16 protein-coding genes are annotated in these 15,700 nt (G+C 60.4%); 9 read left to right on the top strand and 7 right to left on the bottom strand.

Going from position 1 to position 15,700, the window contains the following annotated elements:
• Positions 1-52: 52 nt before the first annotated feature.
• From BLW69_RS18235 to BLW69_RS18250, 4 genes are all read right to left on the bottom strand, one after another.
• Positions 53-265 (bottom strand): hypothetical protein, encoded by a 213-nt coding sequence (locus BLW69_RS18235; protein ID WP_062454175.1) that lies wholly within the window; start codon positions 263-265, stop codon positions 53-55.
• Between the two features lie 276 nt (positions 266-541).
• Positions 542-739, bottom strand: coding sequence for a hypothetical protein (locus BLW69_RS18240; RefSeq protein ID WP_062454176.1), 198 nt, complete (start codon positions 737-739; stop codon positions 542-544).
• A 97-nt stretch (positions 740-836) separates the two neighbouring features.
• Positions 837-1,079, bottom strand: a complete 243-nt coding sequence (locus BLW69_RS18245) for a hypothetical protein (protein ID WP_062454177.1) — start codon at positions 1,077-1,079, stop codon at positions 837-839.
• 114 nt (positions 1,080-1,193) lie between these two features.
• Positions 1,194-1,397 carry a hypothetical protein gene (locus tag BLW69_RS18250; RefSeq protein ID WP_062454178.1) on the bottom strand — a complete coding sequence of 68 codons (204 nt, stop codon included), beginning with the start codon at positions 1,395-1,397 and terminating at the stop codon, positions 1,194-1,196.
• A gap of 240 nt (positions 1,398-1,637) precedes the next feature.
• On the opposite strand from BLW69_RS18250, the gene BLW69_RS18255 reads away from it, so the two are divergent.
• From BLW69_RS18255 to BLW69_RS18270, 4 genes are all read left to right on the top strand, one after another.
• The gene (locus BLW69_RS18255; protein WP_092663962.1) at positions 1,638-4,199 is read left to right on the top strand and encodes a transglycosylase domain-containing protein; all 2,562 of its coding nucleotides are present in this window, start codon (positions 1,638-1,640) and stop codon (positions 4,197-4,199) included.
• A 194-nt stretch (positions 4,200-4,393) separates the two neighbouring features.
• Entirely contained in the window at positions 4,394-6,295 is a 1,902-nt protein-coding gene (gene dnaK, locus BLW69_RS18260; RefSeq protein WP_062578609.1) for a molecular chaperone DnaK, read from the top strand.
• A 94-nt stretch (positions 6,296-6,389) separates the two neighbouring features.
• Positions 6,390-7,526, top strand: coding sequence for a molecular chaperone DnaJ (gene dnaJ, locus BLW69_RS18265; RefSeq protein WP_062454181.1), 1,137 nt, complete (start codon positions 6,390-6,392; stop codon positions 7,524-7,526).
• Between the two features lie 155 nt (positions 7,527-7,681).
• Positions 7,682-8,860, top strand: coding sequence for a low temperature requirement protein A (locus BLW69_RS18270; protein WP_092663964.1), 1,179 nt, complete (start codon positions 7,682-7,684; stop codon positions 8,858-8,860).
• Between the two features lie 3 nt (positions 8,861-8,863).
• On the opposite strand, the gene BLW69_RS18275 is transcribed toward BLW69_RS18270, so the two are convergent.
• Positions 8,864-9,079 carry a SlyX family protein gene (locus BLW69_RS18275; protein ID WP_092663966.1) on the bottom strand — a complete coding sequence of 72 codons (216 nt, stop codon included), beginning with the start codon at positions 9,077-9,079 and terminating at the stop codon, positions 8,864-8,866.
• 188 nt (positions 9,080-9,267) lie between these two features.
• On the opposite strand from BLW69_RS18275, the gene recF reads away from it, so the two are divergent.
• From recF to BLW69_RS18290, 3 genes are read left to right on the top strand one after another with little or no spacing between them, the layout of a single operon-like run.
• Positions 9,268-10,392: a DNA replication/repair protein RecF gene (gene recF / locus BLW69_RS18280; RefSeq protein WP_062578603.1), complete on the top strand. Its 1,125-nt coding sequence runs from the start codon at positions 9,268-9,270 to the stop codon at positions 10,390-10,392.
• 40 nt (positions 10,393-10,432) lie between these two features.
• Complete coding sequence (gene moeB / locus BLW69_RS18285; protein WP_244508879.1) at positions 10,433-11,218, top strand: molybdopterin-synthase adenylyltransferase MoeB; 786 nt, start codon at positions 10,433-10,435, stop codon at positions 11,216-11,218.
• Positions 11,215-11,688 carry a GNAT family N-acetyltransferase gene (locus tag BLW69_RS18290; RefSeq protein WP_092663970.1) on the top strand — a complete coding sequence of 158 codons (474 nt, stop codon included), beginning with the start codon at positions 11,215-11,217 and terminating at the stop codon, positions 11,686-11,688. Before moeB ends, BLW69_RS18290 begins: the two co-directional genes overlap by 4 nt.
• A 6-nt stretch (positions 11,689-11,694) precedes the next feature.
• Here BLW69_RS18290 and BLW69_RS18295 read toward each other — a convergent pair whose 3' ends face one another.
• Positions 11,695-12,699: a 2-hydroxyacid dehydrogenase gene (locus BLW69_RS18295; RefSeq protein ID WP_092663971.1), complete on the bottom strand. Its 1,005-nt coding sequence runs from the start codon at positions 12,697-12,699 to the stop codon at positions 11,695-11,697.
• 164 nt (positions 12,700-12,863) lie between these two features.
• Between BLW69_RS18295 and BLW69_RS18300 the strand changes: the two genes are divergently transcribed.
• Positions 12,864-13,406, top strand: a complete 543-nt coding sequence (locus BLW69_RS18300) for an SH3 domain-containing protein (protein WP_062454187.1) — start codon at positions 12,864-12,866, stop codon at positions 13,404-13,406.
• On the opposite strand, the gene BLW69_RS18305 is transcribed toward BLW69_RS18300, so the two are convergent.
• Positions 13,399-14,391 (bottom strand): adenosine kinase, encoded by a 993-nt coding sequence (locus BLW69_RS18305; RefSeq protein WP_062578597.1) that lies wholly within the window; start codon positions 14,389-14,391, stop codon positions 13,399-13,401. The genes BLW69_RS18300 and BLW69_RS18305 overlap by 8 nt on opposite strands.
• 349 nt (positions 14,392-14,740) lie before the next feature.
• Here BLW69_RS18305 and BLW69_RS18310 point away from each other — a divergent pair, with 349 nt between their 5' ends.
• Positions 14,741-15,685 (top strand): AEC family transporter, encoded by a 945-nt coding sequence (locus BLW69_RS18310; protein WP_062454189.1) that lies wholly within the window; start codon positions 14,741-14,743, stop codon positions 15,683-15,685.
• Positions 15,686-15,700 lie beyond the last annotated feature (15 nt).

A 15,700-nucleotide genomic window follows, 5' to 3' on the forward strand; every position in this document is an offset into this window, starting at 1 on the left:
CGAAGACAGGATATGTTCCTTGAATGGCCCGAATGTCTGTTCGACCGGGAATCTACCGCGCCTTGGCGAGAGTTTCCGCCAATGCAGCCAGTTTCTCTTTTTCGTCGGCGCCCTTTTGAAGCGAGTTGACGAGAATGAGCGCCAGTGCTTCTGCATCTGGACTGCTTTTATCGATGTGGTGCTCGGAGCAGGTCTCGTCGAAGACTTGCTGCAATAGGTTGAGCTGGCCGGAACTGACCGGCTTGCGGATAAGCTGACTTGGCATTTGCCCCTCACGTGCGGATGGCGAGGCTCCTCCCCATACCCCTGGGAGCCGCGATCAGGCTAAAAGACTTATCCGCTTGCAGCCTCCAAACCTCAGTGAAGGAAACGAGTGGATGCAGCCGGCAGTGTGAGATCTGACTAATTGAATAGCAATAACAAGATCGCACGGGTGCAATTTAGGGGGTTATTAACAATAGCCACACCCTTATCGCGAGCCACGCCGCCCGGCGCGCTTGTCACCGGAAGGCGTAGATCATCAATTTCTTCGGACCACGAATCAGGCAGCGCCTGCCGGGTCTCCCGTCGGCATCAGAGCCGGCTCCAATGTGGGATCCTGCGGGTTTTTCGTATCCCCCGGATCCTGCGTCGGGGTCAGCGGCGGCTTTTCCTGCGTGCGGTCGGGCACTCCGCCAGTCCCCACGGGACCACGGGGAGTCTCGACGCCGGGAGTTGGCAATGGGTCACGATTCGGCATGAATGCCTCCTTTGTCTCCGGGTAGGTCTAGAGGAAACGGCTATAACCAGTGATTGTTCCGGTCCGCTCATCGGGCAGGGCTAGCGCTGGACGCGGATCAAAGCCAGCGTTGCCTGTCGTGGGGCCGGGACGAAACGCCTAGCAGATAACCGAGTAGAAATGCCGCCACGCCGATGGATGCGGCAACGGATGCAGTAGCGGCCGGGTGATCCACAGCATGCGCTGCGACCATTCCCGCTTCGTCCTTCACCTTCGCGGCTGTGGATTTTGCTTTTTCAACGACGCCCGTTTCAGGGTCGATATCACCGGTGAAGCCGACATTGAGTGGTTTTCTCGCCATGGTCATCTCCTTTTGAAGACAATCCACGGGCCGGAATGAAGTTCCGTCCGCAAGACGCGACTGGGCATGCAGCGCCGCCGTAGCGGGTCTGCGGGCAATCAGGCCGCCGAGCCTCTACATGAGCTGCAACTTCGACAGCGCCTCTCGCGTCAGAAACACATCGGTCTTTCCAGCCTCATAGGCCGGATGACTGAATTCAAACATGCCGCTGGAAAACACGCCGTTATGTGGCATCTCGAGCGCTTGCTTGACGCTAACGAGACCGACCGGAACACGCCGGTCGCCATTGATGACCACAGCCTCAACGATCCTGTTCATGCACTCCCCTCCTCCAAGGTGGAACTCAAACCGATCCGACAGGCAAATTACCGTATATAGAAAGCAACTGTTTTACGTAGAAATCCAGCCTTTTTTAGGCGGCACTCATATTAAATAGCGTCCGATCGGATTTTACATCTCCTTAAATCGCCGCATTTACACTGCAGCGAGATAACTCGGGCGACAATTTGTGAGAACAGCGCATTCAGGATGCGCGTAACGGGGATATGCCGGCTCATCATGGCAGCCAGAAAATCGGACAAACGCGTCGAACCGTCTTTCGGCGGATCGCAGGACAAAGATGACTTCCGTCTCGACGCGGACGACCGCATCATTGGCAATGGACGCTCCACCCGGCGTGCGCAGAAGGCCGATGACGACTACGACGATCTCCCGCCTCGCAAGACACGCAAGCAGTCCGACCCGTCCAACGACCGCGACAGGTCTTCGCGCAAGGCATCGTCAAATCGCGGTGGCGACAATGGCGGCTTCTTCGCGCCCCTGAAACGACTGGTTTACTGGTGCGTCGTCCTGTCGATCTGGGCAGCGATCGGCATCGGTGGACTTGTTCTCTACTACGGCGCGCAGATGCCGTCTGCCAGCAGCTGGACCATTCCAGACCGTCCGCCAAACATGAAGATTACCTCGACCGATGGGTCGGTGATCGCCAACCGCGGCACGACCGGTGGTGAAGCGCTGGCGCTGGAAGACATGTCGCCCTATCTGCCCCAGGCCGTCATGTCGATCGAGGACCGGCGCTTCTATTCCCATTTCGGCGTCGATCCGCTGGGTCTGGCGCGCGCCTTCGTCAACAACCTGACAGGCCAGCCGATCCAGGGCGGTTCGACGATCACCCAGCAGCTTGCCAAGAACCTGTTCCTATCCCCGGACCGCACGTTCGAGCGCAAGATCCAGGAAGTGCTCTTGTCCTTCTGGCTGGAGACGAAATTCACCAAGGACCAGATCCTGGCGATGTACCTCAACCGGGTGTACTTCGGCGCGAACGCCTATGGTGTAGAGGCCGCTTCGCGTCGCTACTTCAACAAGTCGGCACGGGACGTCAACCTCGGCGAGGCGGCAACGCTTGCGGGTCTCTTGAAGGCGCCCTCGCGGCTTTCGCCTGCCAGAGATCCGAAAGCGGCCGAAGAGCGGGCACAGGTCGTTCTCGGCACGATGCGGGAAGAAGGCTACATCACTGACAGCGACCTCAAGACCGCGATGGCGCAGCCGCCTTCCAACGCCAAGAGCTCCTGGAACGGCGCCCAGCACTACGCCGCAGACATGGTGGTCGATGAGGTCAAGCGTCTGATCGGGGAGCCGAAGGTCGATGTCGTCGTCGAGACCACCGTCGATCTGCGTCTTGAGGAAGCCGCCGAAAAGGCTTTGAAAGATGTGCTGACCAAGGAAGGCGGCAAGCTGAACGCCTCGCAGGCGGCGCTTGTTTCCGTTGATGCGACCGGCGCCATCCGCGCAATGGTGGGCGGCCGCGATTATGCGCAGAGCCAGTTCAACCGGGCCGTCAAGGCCAAGCGCCAGCCAGGCTCGGCGTTCAAGCCGTTCGTCTATGCCTCGGCTCTCGAAGCGGGCTACAATCCGGACACGATCGTCAACGACGCGCCTGTCCGCATCAGCAACTGGACGCCGGAGAATTACGAGAAGGAATACAAGGGGCCGGTTCCGCTTTCCTATGCGATGGCCCATTCGCTCAACACCGTCGCGGCCCAACTGGTGATGGCGGTGGGGCCTGAAAAGGTCGTGTCGATGGCGCATCGGCTCGGCGTCGATTCCGACATCCAGCCGAACGCCTCGATCGCGCTCGGGACATCCGAAGTCTCGCTGACGGAACTCACCTCATCCTATGCGGCCTTCATGAACGGCGGCTACAAGGCGACGCCCTATATCGTGAAGCGGATCGCGGATACGGACGGCAAGGTTCTCTATGAGGCCGACTACACCAACCCTCCGCGTGTTCTCAGCGCGCCGGTTGCCGCTGCCATGAACAGCATGATGTCGGGCGTCGTCCGTGACGGCACCGGCCGGGCCGCGCGCCTCGACGGCTGGCAGGTTGCCGGCAAGTCCGGGACGACCCAGTCGTTCCGCGATGCGCTGTTCGTCGGTTATACCAGCATCATGACGACAGGGATCTGGTTCGGCAACGACGACGGCGCCTTCATGAAAAAGGTGACTGGTGGCGGCCTGCCGGCAAAAGCCTGGAAGGAATACATGACGGTGGCAATGAAGGGCTATACCCCGACGCCACTGTTCGGATTCAACAGCGGCCTTCAGCTGCCACCGCCCGTTGAGGAAGAACAATCGCCATCGACATCGATCGGCGACATCATTTCCGGCATCATACCGGGGGCGAGCGATCAGCGTGAAGCGCCTGCGCCCGACAATTTTCCGCCAGCTCCGCGTGCGCCGGTCCAACAGGCGGCACCTCGTGGAGAAGCCTCTCTCGAACAGCCGGCACGCAGGCCTCCGCCCGCGACGCGCCAGCAAGTCCAGCCTGCCACCCCGGGCCAGCCCGATTGCGCCTATGGTGACAACGCGGTCTGCAACACCGGGACGGTTTATGACAACAGACCGCCGCCGCGACAGTATCGCGAAGGCGGTTCTGCCAACCGGGCGCAACCCGGAGAATACAGGGATTACCGCGAATATCGTGCCCCTTACGATAGCCAGGCACCGGTGCCGCCCGGCGATGTCGGCGGCCGCCCGATGCCGCCTTCGGACGTCGGACAAGTCTACCAGCCGCAGGAAACGCGTCGCACGACGCTGTACGATATCCTCATGGGCCAGTAGCCCGTTAGAAAGACAGAAGGAAAATTGCATTTTTTTGCGTGAATGCAGGCGAATTCCCGCCTTGCAGTCCGAAAAACCCGTCCTTATATACCCCGCATGACAGCAGCCGGTGCTGCGAAAATTCCCAGTCGAGGAACTGTCAAAGGAATGCCTTTCACGGGGTTCCGACAGTTCGCTTAAAGGAGAGAGAAGATATGGCAAAAGTAATTGGCATCGACCTTGGCACTACCAACTCCTGCGTCGCCATCATGGACGGCAAGGATTCCAAAGTCATCGAGAATGCGGAAGGCGCGCGCACGACGCCGTCCATGGTCGCATTTTCTGACGACGGCGAACGTCTCGTCGGTCAGCCGGCCAAGCGCCAGGCTGTAACCAACCCAACCAATACGCTTTTCGCAGTGAAGCGCCTTATCGGCCGCCGCTACGAAGACCCGACCGTTGAGAAGGACAAGGGCCTCGTACCCTTCGACATCGTCAAGGGCGACAACGGCGACGCTTGGGTGAAGGCTCAGGACAAGGCCTACTCTCCGGCCCAGATCTCCGCGATGATCCTTCAGAAGATGAAGGAAACCGCAGAAGCCTATCTCGGCGAGAAGGTCACGCAGGCCGTCATCACGGTTCCCGCATACTTCAACGATGCCCAGCGCCAGGCAACCAAGGATGCCGGCCGCATTTCGGGTCTTGAAGTTCTGCGCATCATCAACGAGCCGACGGCTGCAGCACTTGCCTACGGCCTCGACAAGAAGGAAGGCAAGACGATTGCCGTTTACGACTTGGGCGGCGGCACGTTCGATATCTCGGTTCTCGAAATCGGCGATGGCGTCTTCGAAGTGAAGTCGACCAACGGCGACACCTTCCTCGGCGGTGAAGACTTCGACATGCGTCTCGTCGAATATCTCGCAAACGAGTTCAAGAAGGAAAACGGCATCGACCTGAAGAACGACAAGCTCGCTCTGCAGCGCCTCAAGGAAGCATCCGAGAAGGCAAAGATCGAACTGTCGTCGTCGCAGCAGACCGAAATCAACCTGCCGTTCATCACGGCAGATGCTTCCGGTCCGAAGCACCTGACCTTGAAGCTGACCCGCTCGAAGTTCGAAAGCCTGGTCGACGATCTCGTCCAGCGCACTGTCGCACCGTGCAAGGCAGCCTTGAAGGATGCCGGCGTGACTGCCGCTGAAATCGACGAAGTCGTTCTGGTCGGCGGCATGAGCCGCATGCCGAAGGTACAGGAAGTCGTCAAGCAACTGTTCGGCAAGGAGCCGCACAAGGGCGTCAACCCGGATGAAGTGGTTGCCATGGGCGCCGCGATCCAGGGCGGCGTTCTGCAGGGCGACGTCAAGGACGTTCTCCTTCTCGACGTGACCCCGCTGTCGCTCGGCATCGAAACGCTCGGTGGCGTCTTTACCCGCCTGATCGACCGCAACACGACGATCCCGACGAAGAAGTCGCAGACCTTCTCTACCGCCGACGATAACCAGTCGGCCGTGACGATCCGCGTTTCGCAGGGCGAGCGCGAAATGGCGCAGGACAACAAGCTGCTTGGTCAGTTCGACCTCGTCGGTCTGCCGCCGGCTCCGCGCGGCATGCCGCAGATCGAAGTCACGTTCGACATCGACGCCAACGGCATTGTCCAGGTTTCGGCCAAGGACAAGGGTACCGGCAAGGAACAGCAGATCCGCATCCAGGCATCTGGTGGTCTGTCCGACGCCGACATCGAGAAGATGGTCAAGGACGCCGAGGCGAACGCCGAAACCGACAAGAAGCGTCGTGCCGGTGTGGAAGCCAAGAATCAGGCCGAAAGCCTCATTCATTCCAGCGAGAAGTCGCTGGCTGAATATGGCGACAAGGTAACCGAGACCGACCGCAAGGCGATCGAGGATGCCATTGCCGCGCTCAAGGCTTCTGTCGAGGCTCCCGAGCCTGATGCAGATGACATCCAGGCGAAGACCCAGACCCTCATGGAAACATCCATGAAGCTTGGTCAGGCCATCTATGAGGCCCAGCAGGCTGATGGTGGCGCTGCCGAAGCCGGCAAGGACGACGGTGTCGTCGATGCCGACTACGAGGAAATCAAGGACGACAAGAAGTCGGCCTAAGTCTGGTTCCGTTGACGGATACCGCTAGATAGTCGACTAAGATATCCGGCTGCCATCGTGCAGCCGGAACCCTTTCTGGAGCCGGTTACCGCTTATGGCCAAAGCAGATTTTTACGAAACGCTGGGTGTCGGCAAATCCGCTGACGAGAAGGAGCTGAAAAGCGCCTTCCGTAAGCTTGCGATGAAATACCATCCCGACAAGAACCCCGGCGATGCGGAAGCTGAGAAGAAATTCAAGGAGATCGGCGAAGCTTACGAGACGCTGAAGGATCCCCAGAAGCGCGCGGCCTACGATCGCTTCGGTCATGCTGCCTTCGAACAGGGTGGCATGGGCGGCGGCGGTGGCGGCTTCTCCGGCGGCGCGGGAGCAGGTGGCTTCTCCGACATTTTCGAAGACATTTTCGGCGACATGATGGGCGGCGGCCGTGCGCGCCGGTCGTCCGGCGGTCGCGAACGTGGCGCCGATCTTCGCTACAATATGGAGATCACCCTCGACGAGGCCTATGCCGGCAAGACGGCGCAGATCCGGGTTCCGTCCTCGATCACCTGTGACGTCTGTTCGGGTTCGGGCGCCAAGCCCGGCACCCAGCCGAAGACCTGCGGCACCTGCCAGGGGTCCGGGCGCGTCCGTGCATCCCAGGGCTTCTTCTCGGTCGAACGGACCTGCCCGACCTGTCATGGCCGCGGACAGACCATCACCGATCCGTGCACCAAGTGCCACGGCCAGGGTCGCGTCACCGAAGAGCGTTCGCTGTCCGTAAACATTCCATCGGGCATCGAAGACGGCACGCGCATTCGCCTGCAGGGCGAAGGCGAAGCCGGTGCGCGCGGTGGCCCAACCGGGGATCTCTACATCTTCCTGTCGGTCCGACCGCACGAGTTCTTCCAGCGTGATGGCGCCGATCTCTACTGCGCCGTGCCGATCTCCATGACGACGGCAGCGCTTGGCGGCACGTTCGATGTCGGGACGCTGGATGGATCGAAGTCACGTGTGACCGTTCCTGAGGGCACACAGGCCGGCAAGCAGTTCCGCCTCAAGGGCAAGGGAATGCCGGTGCTGCGGTCTTCGCAGACGGGCGATCTCTACATCCAGATCCAGATCGAGACGCCGCAGAAGCTGACCAAGCGCCAGCGCGAGCTGCTGCAGGAGTTCGAGGACATCTCGTCCAAGGAGAACAATCCGGAATCGACGGGCTTCTTTGCCCGGATGAAGGAATTCTTCGACACCTGATGGCTGTCACAAAGACGAAGATTGCAAAACGCCGGCCCTGCGCCGGCGTTTTTCTTCGTTAAAACCCTTATAGACACCGCAATCTGCCCAGCCATTATTATAGAGCTGAACAAGCCCGCTCTGTAGTTGCGGGACTGAAACAATCGAGACCAGACATGACGGACGGTAAACACTACTGGCTTCGCAAAGACGACAAGCAGGCGACCAAGGCCAACTTCCCGGAACTGTTCTTCGACCTGGTCTTCGTCTTCGCCTTCATCCAGTTGTCAGAAACGCTGGCCGCGGATTTCTCGCTCGGGATCGCCGCCGAAGCGCTGATTTTCATCTTCGCGCTCTGGTGGGTCTGGATCCACACGACCTGGGTCACCAATCTTCTCGATGCCGAAATAGAGCCGGTGCGGATCCTGCTGTTCGGCCTGATGTTTCTCGGCGTCATTCTGGCAATTGCCCTGCCGAGGGCGTTTCAGGACATGGGCCTGACCTTCGCACTCGCCTATTCGGCCATGCAGATCATCCGATCGCTGTTTGCCCTCTACGCCTTCCGACACGCCGATCGGGCCTCCTATGTCACCTTCCAGCGGATCACCGTCTGGCTTTCGGTTTCAAGCGCTTTGTGGATCGCCGGCGGCCTCAGTGAACAATCCGTCCGGGTGTATTTCTGGATCGCTGCGCTGGCGATCGAATATATCGCCCCGATCCTGCGTTACCGGGTGCCCGGGCTAGGTGCCGCGCCTGCGGAAACGCTTGACATCAACGGCGAGCATATGGCCGAACGCTGCGCGCTGTTCGTCATCATCGCACTTGGGGAAACGATCCTCACCACGGGCAAGAATGCATCCAGTCATCTGGAAAGCAGCTTGACGCCACTCGTGCTGTTTGTAGCCTTCCTTTCGACCGTGCTGATGTGGTGGATCTACTTCCATGACGGGCAGGAAAAGGCAGCCGACAAGGCGGAAGACAGTTCAGAGCCACAGGCGACCGCGAATCATCTTTTCACCTACGGTCACCTGCCTATTATCGCTGGCATCATCCTTACTGCAGTCGGTGAAGACTTCGCACTGTCGCATGCGCACGAGCATGCAACGCTTGCTCAGGCTTTCGCGCTTCTAGGCGGTCCGATCCTGTTCTTAAGCGGCATGATCTGGGTAAAGACGCATTCGACAAAGCATGTGCCATGGTCGCATTGTGCCGGCATTGCCGTCCTTGTTGCCTGCTTTCTGCTTGTTGCGAGCCTGACAACCGTCCACATCCAGATGCTTGCGACGGGTTCGCTTCTGGCCGTCGCAATCTGGGAATATGTGGCCCTGAGGCGCTTTGCCCGCGCCGCCGCGTGACGGTCAGTAGTGTGGCGGCCTGGTGTTGGCCGGCGCTTCCAGCGAGGTTTCCTCGAGGGACAGAAAGCGTACGGTCAGCCGGTCGAGCTTCGAGCGTGTCTGCTCGACGACCTTCCACTGTTCGGCAAGCTGGTCGGACAGTTCCTCGATGACCTTGGCCTGATGCGCCGCCAATTCCTCCAGCTTCAAAATTCTATCGTCGTCGGTCACACTATTCACTCGCACTCGATTTCGGGCATTCGCCGGATCCCTCCGGCTGAGGCTTTCTCCGAGACTACAGCGTTTGGAGCGGGAAGAAAACGGCGGGCACGGCCTGCATTCTGCTCAGGGTGATGTGACTTGTAGACCTCCGCTTGCCTTCTTGGCGCGAAGTCCTTAGCTCCTACGTGGAAACAACGCGATACAAGATGGCGCAAAAGACTTTCCTTTCCCGGCTGAAGCTGACCGACTTCCGGAATTACACCCAGGCTTCGCTCGATCTCGACGGCCGGCATGTCGTCCTGACCGGCGAGAACGGTGCGGGCAAGACCAACCTTCTCGAAGCCGTGTCCTTCCTGTCTCCGGGCCGTGGCCTGCGCCGCGCCGTGCTGAGCGATGTCACGCGCGTCGGTGCTGCCGCTGGTTTCAGCGTCTTTGCGGATGTGGACGGGATGGAAGGCGAGGTTTCGCTCGGCACCGGCATCGAAGCGAATGACGGCGACGGTGTCAGCCGTAAGCTCCGCATCAACGGCACGCCGGCAAAATCGACGGAGGAACTTTCCGACCATCTTCGTGCCCTGTGGCTGACGCCGGCGATGGACGGCCTGTTTACCGGCCCTTCGGCCGACCGTCGCCGCTTTCTCGACCGACTGGTTCTCTCGCTCGATGCAGGCCACGGTCGGCGGGCGGGCGATTTCGAACGTGCCATGCGCAGCCGCAACCGGTTGCTGTCCGAAGGCCGGTTCGATCCCGCGTGGCTTTCCGCAATCGAGGCGCAGATGGCGGGTCTCGGCATATCCATGGCGGCTGCCCGGCACGAGATGCTGGGACTGCTGAAGACGCTGTCTGCCAATCTCGGCGACACGCCGTTTCCAACGCCAGAGCTTTCGCTGGAAGGGTTTCTGGACGGTGCCATGGATCGGCCCGCGGCGGACCTCGAAGATGAATATCTCGCCATGCTCGCGTCAGGGCGTGGCCGCGACGCTGCAGCGGGACGAACACTGGATGGTCCGCACCGTGTCGACCTAACCGTTCGTCACCGCGAGAAGGACATTGAGGCTTCGCGCTGCTCGACCGGGGAGCAGAAAGCCCTGCTGATCGGGCTCGTGCTTGCCCACGCCCGCCTGACGGCGGATATGACCGGCCATGCGCCAATCCTGCTTCTGGACGAGATTGCAGCACATCTGGACGAGGGACGGCGCGCGACATTGTTCGATCTCGTGCATGGACTGGGCGGGCAGGCCTTCATGACCGGCACCGATCGCCACATGTTTGCAGCGCTTGCCGATCGGGCGCAGTTCCTGACAGTTTCCCATGGCGGCATAACCCGCTGAACCTGCTTACACTCGATTTCTGCGGTGCTATGATCCCATGATGGAAAACCAGAATTCGGACGCGCTCCGCCCAGATGAAATCGAGCGCTATCGCCGCCATATCCTGCTGCCGGAGATCGGCGGTCAGGGCCAGCAGAAGCTCAAGAGCGCACGTGTGCTGGTGATCGGTGCGGGCGGTCTTGGGGCGCCCATTCTCGAATATCTCGCAGCGGCCGGCGTTGGCACGATCGGCATCGTCGACGACGACCGCGTTTCGCTCTCCAACCTGCAGCGACAGGTGATCCACGATACCGGCACGATCGGCGAGATGAAGACACGGAGTGCCCGAGAGGCGATCGCCCGGTTGAACCCGAATACGCGGGTGATGGATTTCGAGGAGCGCTTCTCCGCCGAATGGGCTCAGATGCATCTCTCCCGTTTCCGCCTGCTGATCGACGGCTCGGACAATTTCGACACGCGCTATGCAGCAGCGGACGCGGCGGAAGCGGCCCGCATCCCCTTGGTGACGGGTGCGGTCGGGCGCTTCGATGGATCGGTGACGGTGCTGAAACCCTACGAGGACGGCGAGGACGGAGAGCTTAACCCCACCTACCGAGACCTCTTTCCCGAGCAGCCGCCGGAAGGCCTCATCCCCGCCTGCGCGGAGACTGGCGTGGTTGGTGCGTTGACCGGCGTGATCGGGACGCTGATGGCGATGGAAGCGATCAAGTTGGTGACAGGGATTGGCGAACCCCTGGTTAGACGCCTGTTGCTCTACGATGGGCTGGCAACCCGGTTCGATGTGATCAAGTACAAGCGCCGCGCGACACGGACGGCTACCGAATGACTGAGATCGTTCGCATCGACGAGAGTTTCACCCGCTGGGAAGACCTGCTGACGCTCATCCTGTCATCCTTCGCCTACATGGACGGCGTGATCGATCCGCCCTCCTCAGCTCACCGGCTGACGCCCGCCTCGCTCGCGCAAAAGGCGCGAGACGAAACTGCGTTCGTCGCGGAGGAAGACGGAAAGCTTGCAGGTTGCGTGTTTCTGAAGCCTGAACACGGATGTCTCTATGTGGGCAAGCTGGCGATATCGCCTGCTTTTCAGAACAGAGGTCTCGGCCGGAGGCTGCTTTCGGTGGCGGAGGATATCGCGCGGCAACACGGCCTGCCTGCGCTGAGGCTGGAGACGCGCATCGAGCTTACCAGCAACCACGCGACCTTCGAGAAGTGGGGCTTCGTCAGAACGGCCGAGAACGCCCATGCGGGCTATGCCAGAACGACATCGATCGAAATGCGGAAGCCGCTCGCGTAAGAACCGTTAGTTCCGGCCGGGCAGAACCCGGTTGGGTGGGCGATGGCCGTCGAAATACGTGCGGATATTGATGATCACCTTGTCGCCCATGTCGATGCGCCCTTCGATCGTTGCCGAGCCCATATGCGGCAAGAGCACGACACGCCCTTCGCGCGCAAGCTTGACCAGCTTCGGATTGACGGCCGGTTCGTTCTGATAGACGTCGAGCCCTGCGCCGGCAATTTTTCCGTCACGCAGTAGCTGCACCATCGCTGCCTCGTCGATGATATCGCCGCGGGCGGTGTTGACGATGATCGAACCGGGCTGCAGCAAGGCCAGCCGGCGGGCCGAGAGAAGGTGGAAGGTCGCCGGCGTCGACGGGCAGTTGATCGAGACGATATCGACGCGCGCAAGCATCTGATCGAGGCTGTCCCAATAGGTCGCCTCCAGCTCTTCCTCGGTGGCTGGACTGACCGGTTTGCGATTGTGATAATGGATGGCGAGGCCGAAGGCCTTGGCCCGGCGCGCCACGGCACTGCCGATGCGGCCCATGCCGACGATGCCGATACGCTTGCCCCAGATCCGCCGGCCGAGCATCCAGGTCGGGCTCCAGCCTTCCCAGTCACCGGGCTTGTCGGTGAGGATCCGCGATCCTTCCGCCAGGCGACGGTTGACGGCAAGAATCAGCGCCAAGGTCATGTCGGCCGTGTCTTCGGTCAGGACGTTCGGCGTGTTGGTGACCGTGATCCCCTTCTTGGCGGCCGCATCCACATCGATATGATCGGTACCGTTGGAAAAACTGGCGATCAGCTTCAGCTGCGGGCCTGCTTCCGCGATCAGCCCTGCGTCGATCCTATCGGTAACCGTCGGTACCAGCACATCGGCGGTCTTCATCGCAGCGATAAGCTCTTCGCGCGAACGGGGACAATCGTCGATATTGAGCTCTGCGTCGAAAAGCTCGCGCATGCGCGTTTCAACGGCGTCCGGAAGTTTGCGAGTGATGTAAACCTGGGGTTTTTTCTTCGCTGTCATGGTTTCAAAGCCGCATTGCAATCAGCTGCCATTAGGACGTCCTTAACCAAGGTGCGCAATAGTCGGAGGCATCCAGGGCGTTTTCTTAACAGACCCGTCGGCGAAGACAAACAAAACCTCGCATGGACAGGAACGCTTGTGGAATTTCAGCCGGAATGAGATTCATGCGCAGAACATTCTTTACATCCTTCCTTGCAGCCTCGATCGGGCTCCTCACCTGCCTTTCCGGCGCCGACGGCGCACTTGCACAGGGCGTTGCCAAGGGCGCAAGCGGTCTGCCGCTTCCCCGTTTCGTCAGCCTGAAATCGAGAAAGGTGAACATCCGCATCGGTCCGAGCACGGATTATGCGGTGTCATGGATGTACATGAAGTCGGGAACCCCGATGGAAATCATCCAGGAATACGACAACTGGCGCCGTGTTCGCGATGCCGAGGGCACGGAGGGCTGGGTCAACCAGGCCCTGCTATCGGGCGAGCGCACTGCCGTTGCAGCGCCGTGGATGCGCGGCAAGGGCAAGGACATCTATGTCAACATGCGCAACGAACCGCAGCAATCCGCGGGCCTCACTGCAAAGCTCGAGCCCGGCGTGATGATCAAGATCAGCGAATGCAATGGCGACTGGTGCCATGCGGAAGCGAATGGTGCAGAGGGCTGGATCGCCCAGGCGGAAATCTGGGGCGCTTACCCGGGAGAGGCCTTTAAATAAGGCCTCTTTCCTTCGCCGCCTGCGCGAGCGAGACCATCGGCCGCGGCCCGATCTGCTGAATGACGATGGCCGCGACCAGGCAGCCAAGCTTGCCGCAATCCTCAAGCGAACGATCTGCGGTATAGCCGTAGAGAAAGCCGGCGGCGAACAGATCGCCGGCACCGGTCGTATCGACGAGTTCCTCGATGGCATAGGCCGGGATCGCGATCCGCTCCTTGCCACGCACGAGAACCGCACCTTCCTCGCTCAGCGTGATAGCCGCCAGCTTGCAATCGTGAGCGATCTTGCCGAGGGCGAGCTCGAAATCGTCCGTCTCGTAGAGCGACAGAAGTTCCTGCTTGTTGGCAAAGACGATATCCACGGTGCCGGATTTCATCAGCTCCAGGAATTCCTCGCGGTAGCGACCGACGCAGAACGGATCCGACAGCGTCATCGACACTTCCCGACCATGCGCATGGGCAATGCGGGCCGCTTCGCGGATCGCATCCTTGGCGCGCGGCGGATCCCACAGGTACCCTTCGAAATACGTCACCTTCGATTCGGCAACCACGTCTTCCTCGACATGTTCAGGACCGAGTTCGACGCAGGCGCCGAGATAGGTGTTCATCGAGCGCTCGCCATCCGGCGTCACGAAAATCATCGAACGGGCGGTCGGGGGATGAACACCATCAGGCTTTGTCTCGTAGTGGACGCCCTGCGCACGGATATCATGCTGGAAAATGGTGCCGAGCTGATCGTTGGCGACCTTGCCGAAGTAGGCAGCCCTGCCGCCGAGACTGGCAACGCCGGCCGCCGTGTTGCCGGCCGAACCGCCAGAGGCTTCGACCGCAGGACCCATCTTCGAGTAGAGAAGTTCGGCGCGCTCGGCATTGATCAGGTTCATCGCACCCTTGATGATCGCGTTGTCGCCGAGGAATTGATCGTCGCAGCGCGCGAGGATGTCCACGATGGCATTGCCGATGGTTAGCACGTCGAATTTCGGCATCCGGCTCTGATCCTCTTTCGAATGAATGGATGAGAGAACGGGTATTCGCCTTTAGCCGTGATTGGAAGCAAAAAACGCTGTCGGCACTAAGGCTCCAAAAATCCGCAGCTGTCATTCTCCCGTCATGGTGAGCCGCTAGATAACGATCATCCGATTGCTGATGTCGACCACGGATGAACTGGCGACGAAGCGTTTGGACCCCCTTGGCTCGACCGGGGAAGGAAGCGGGGATCAAGCCCCGCTTTTCTGTTTTCGGCTTTCGCCTGCAACGGGTTTGCGCCCGACGCATTTGTCGTTCAGCCAGATCTGCGCTAGACGCAGATAACAGTCTCCTCCGAAAGCCGCCTCCGTGTCGTCAGTCTTCGCCAATGTGCTGCCCGTCTTCATCCTGATCCTGATGGGCTGGCTCGCCGCCAAAACCGGGCTTTTGAAGGCCGAAACCGGTGACGCGCTGGGGGAATACGTCTTCAAGATCGCGGTTCCGATGCTGATCTTCCGGACGGTTGCGGACGCCCATTTTGGCGGCGTCTCTCCCTTCGGGCTGTGGAGCGCCTATTTCATTGCCGTTGCCGTCACATGGACGACCGGGCATCTGATGGCCACCCGCTTCTTCGCACGGGATGCCAAGGTCGGCGTCATCGCGGGCATGTCGAGTGCGTTTGCCAACAACATCTTCATCGGCCTGCCGTTGATCGATCACATGGTCGGCAAGGAAGGGCTTCTTGCCGTCTCGATCCTGCTCGCCATCCATCTGCCTATCATGATGATCGCCGGCTCGATCCTGATGGAGGGGGCAACTGCGCGGGTCGACGGCACACAGAAGCGCACGCTTTCCGTGGTTCTGCGGCAGGTCGCCAGCAACCTGGTCCGCAATCCGCTCGTGATCGCGATCGCGATCGGGATACCGTTCAATCTTCTGGGCTTCTCGATCCCCACGTCAGTGCTGCCTGTCGTCAACCAGATCGCTGCCTCAGCCGGTCCGGTGGCGTTGATCTCGATCGGCATGGCGCTCACCCGTTATCCGATCCGTGGCGATATCAATCTCGCCACGGCCGTTGCAGTCCTGAAGCTTACCCTGATGCCGGCGATCGTGTTCGCCACAAGCCACGCGATCGGGCTGCCGCGGGACTGGGCGGCCGCTCTGGTTTTGACCTCGTCTGTTCCAACGGGCATCAATGCCTGGCTGATTGCCCAGCGGTTCCGGTCCGGGCAAAGCCTTGCGGCCTCGACCATCAGCATCACGACAGCGTTCGGCCTCATCACCGTAAGCTTCTGGGGTTGGCTGCTGTCGTGATCTGAATGTCTGCCG

This window comes from Rhizobium sp. NFR12 (assembly GCF_900108545.1).
Classification (GTDB): Bacteria; Pseudomonadota; Alphaproteobacteria; order Rhizobiales; family Rhizobiaceae; genus Neorhizobium; species Neorhizobium soli.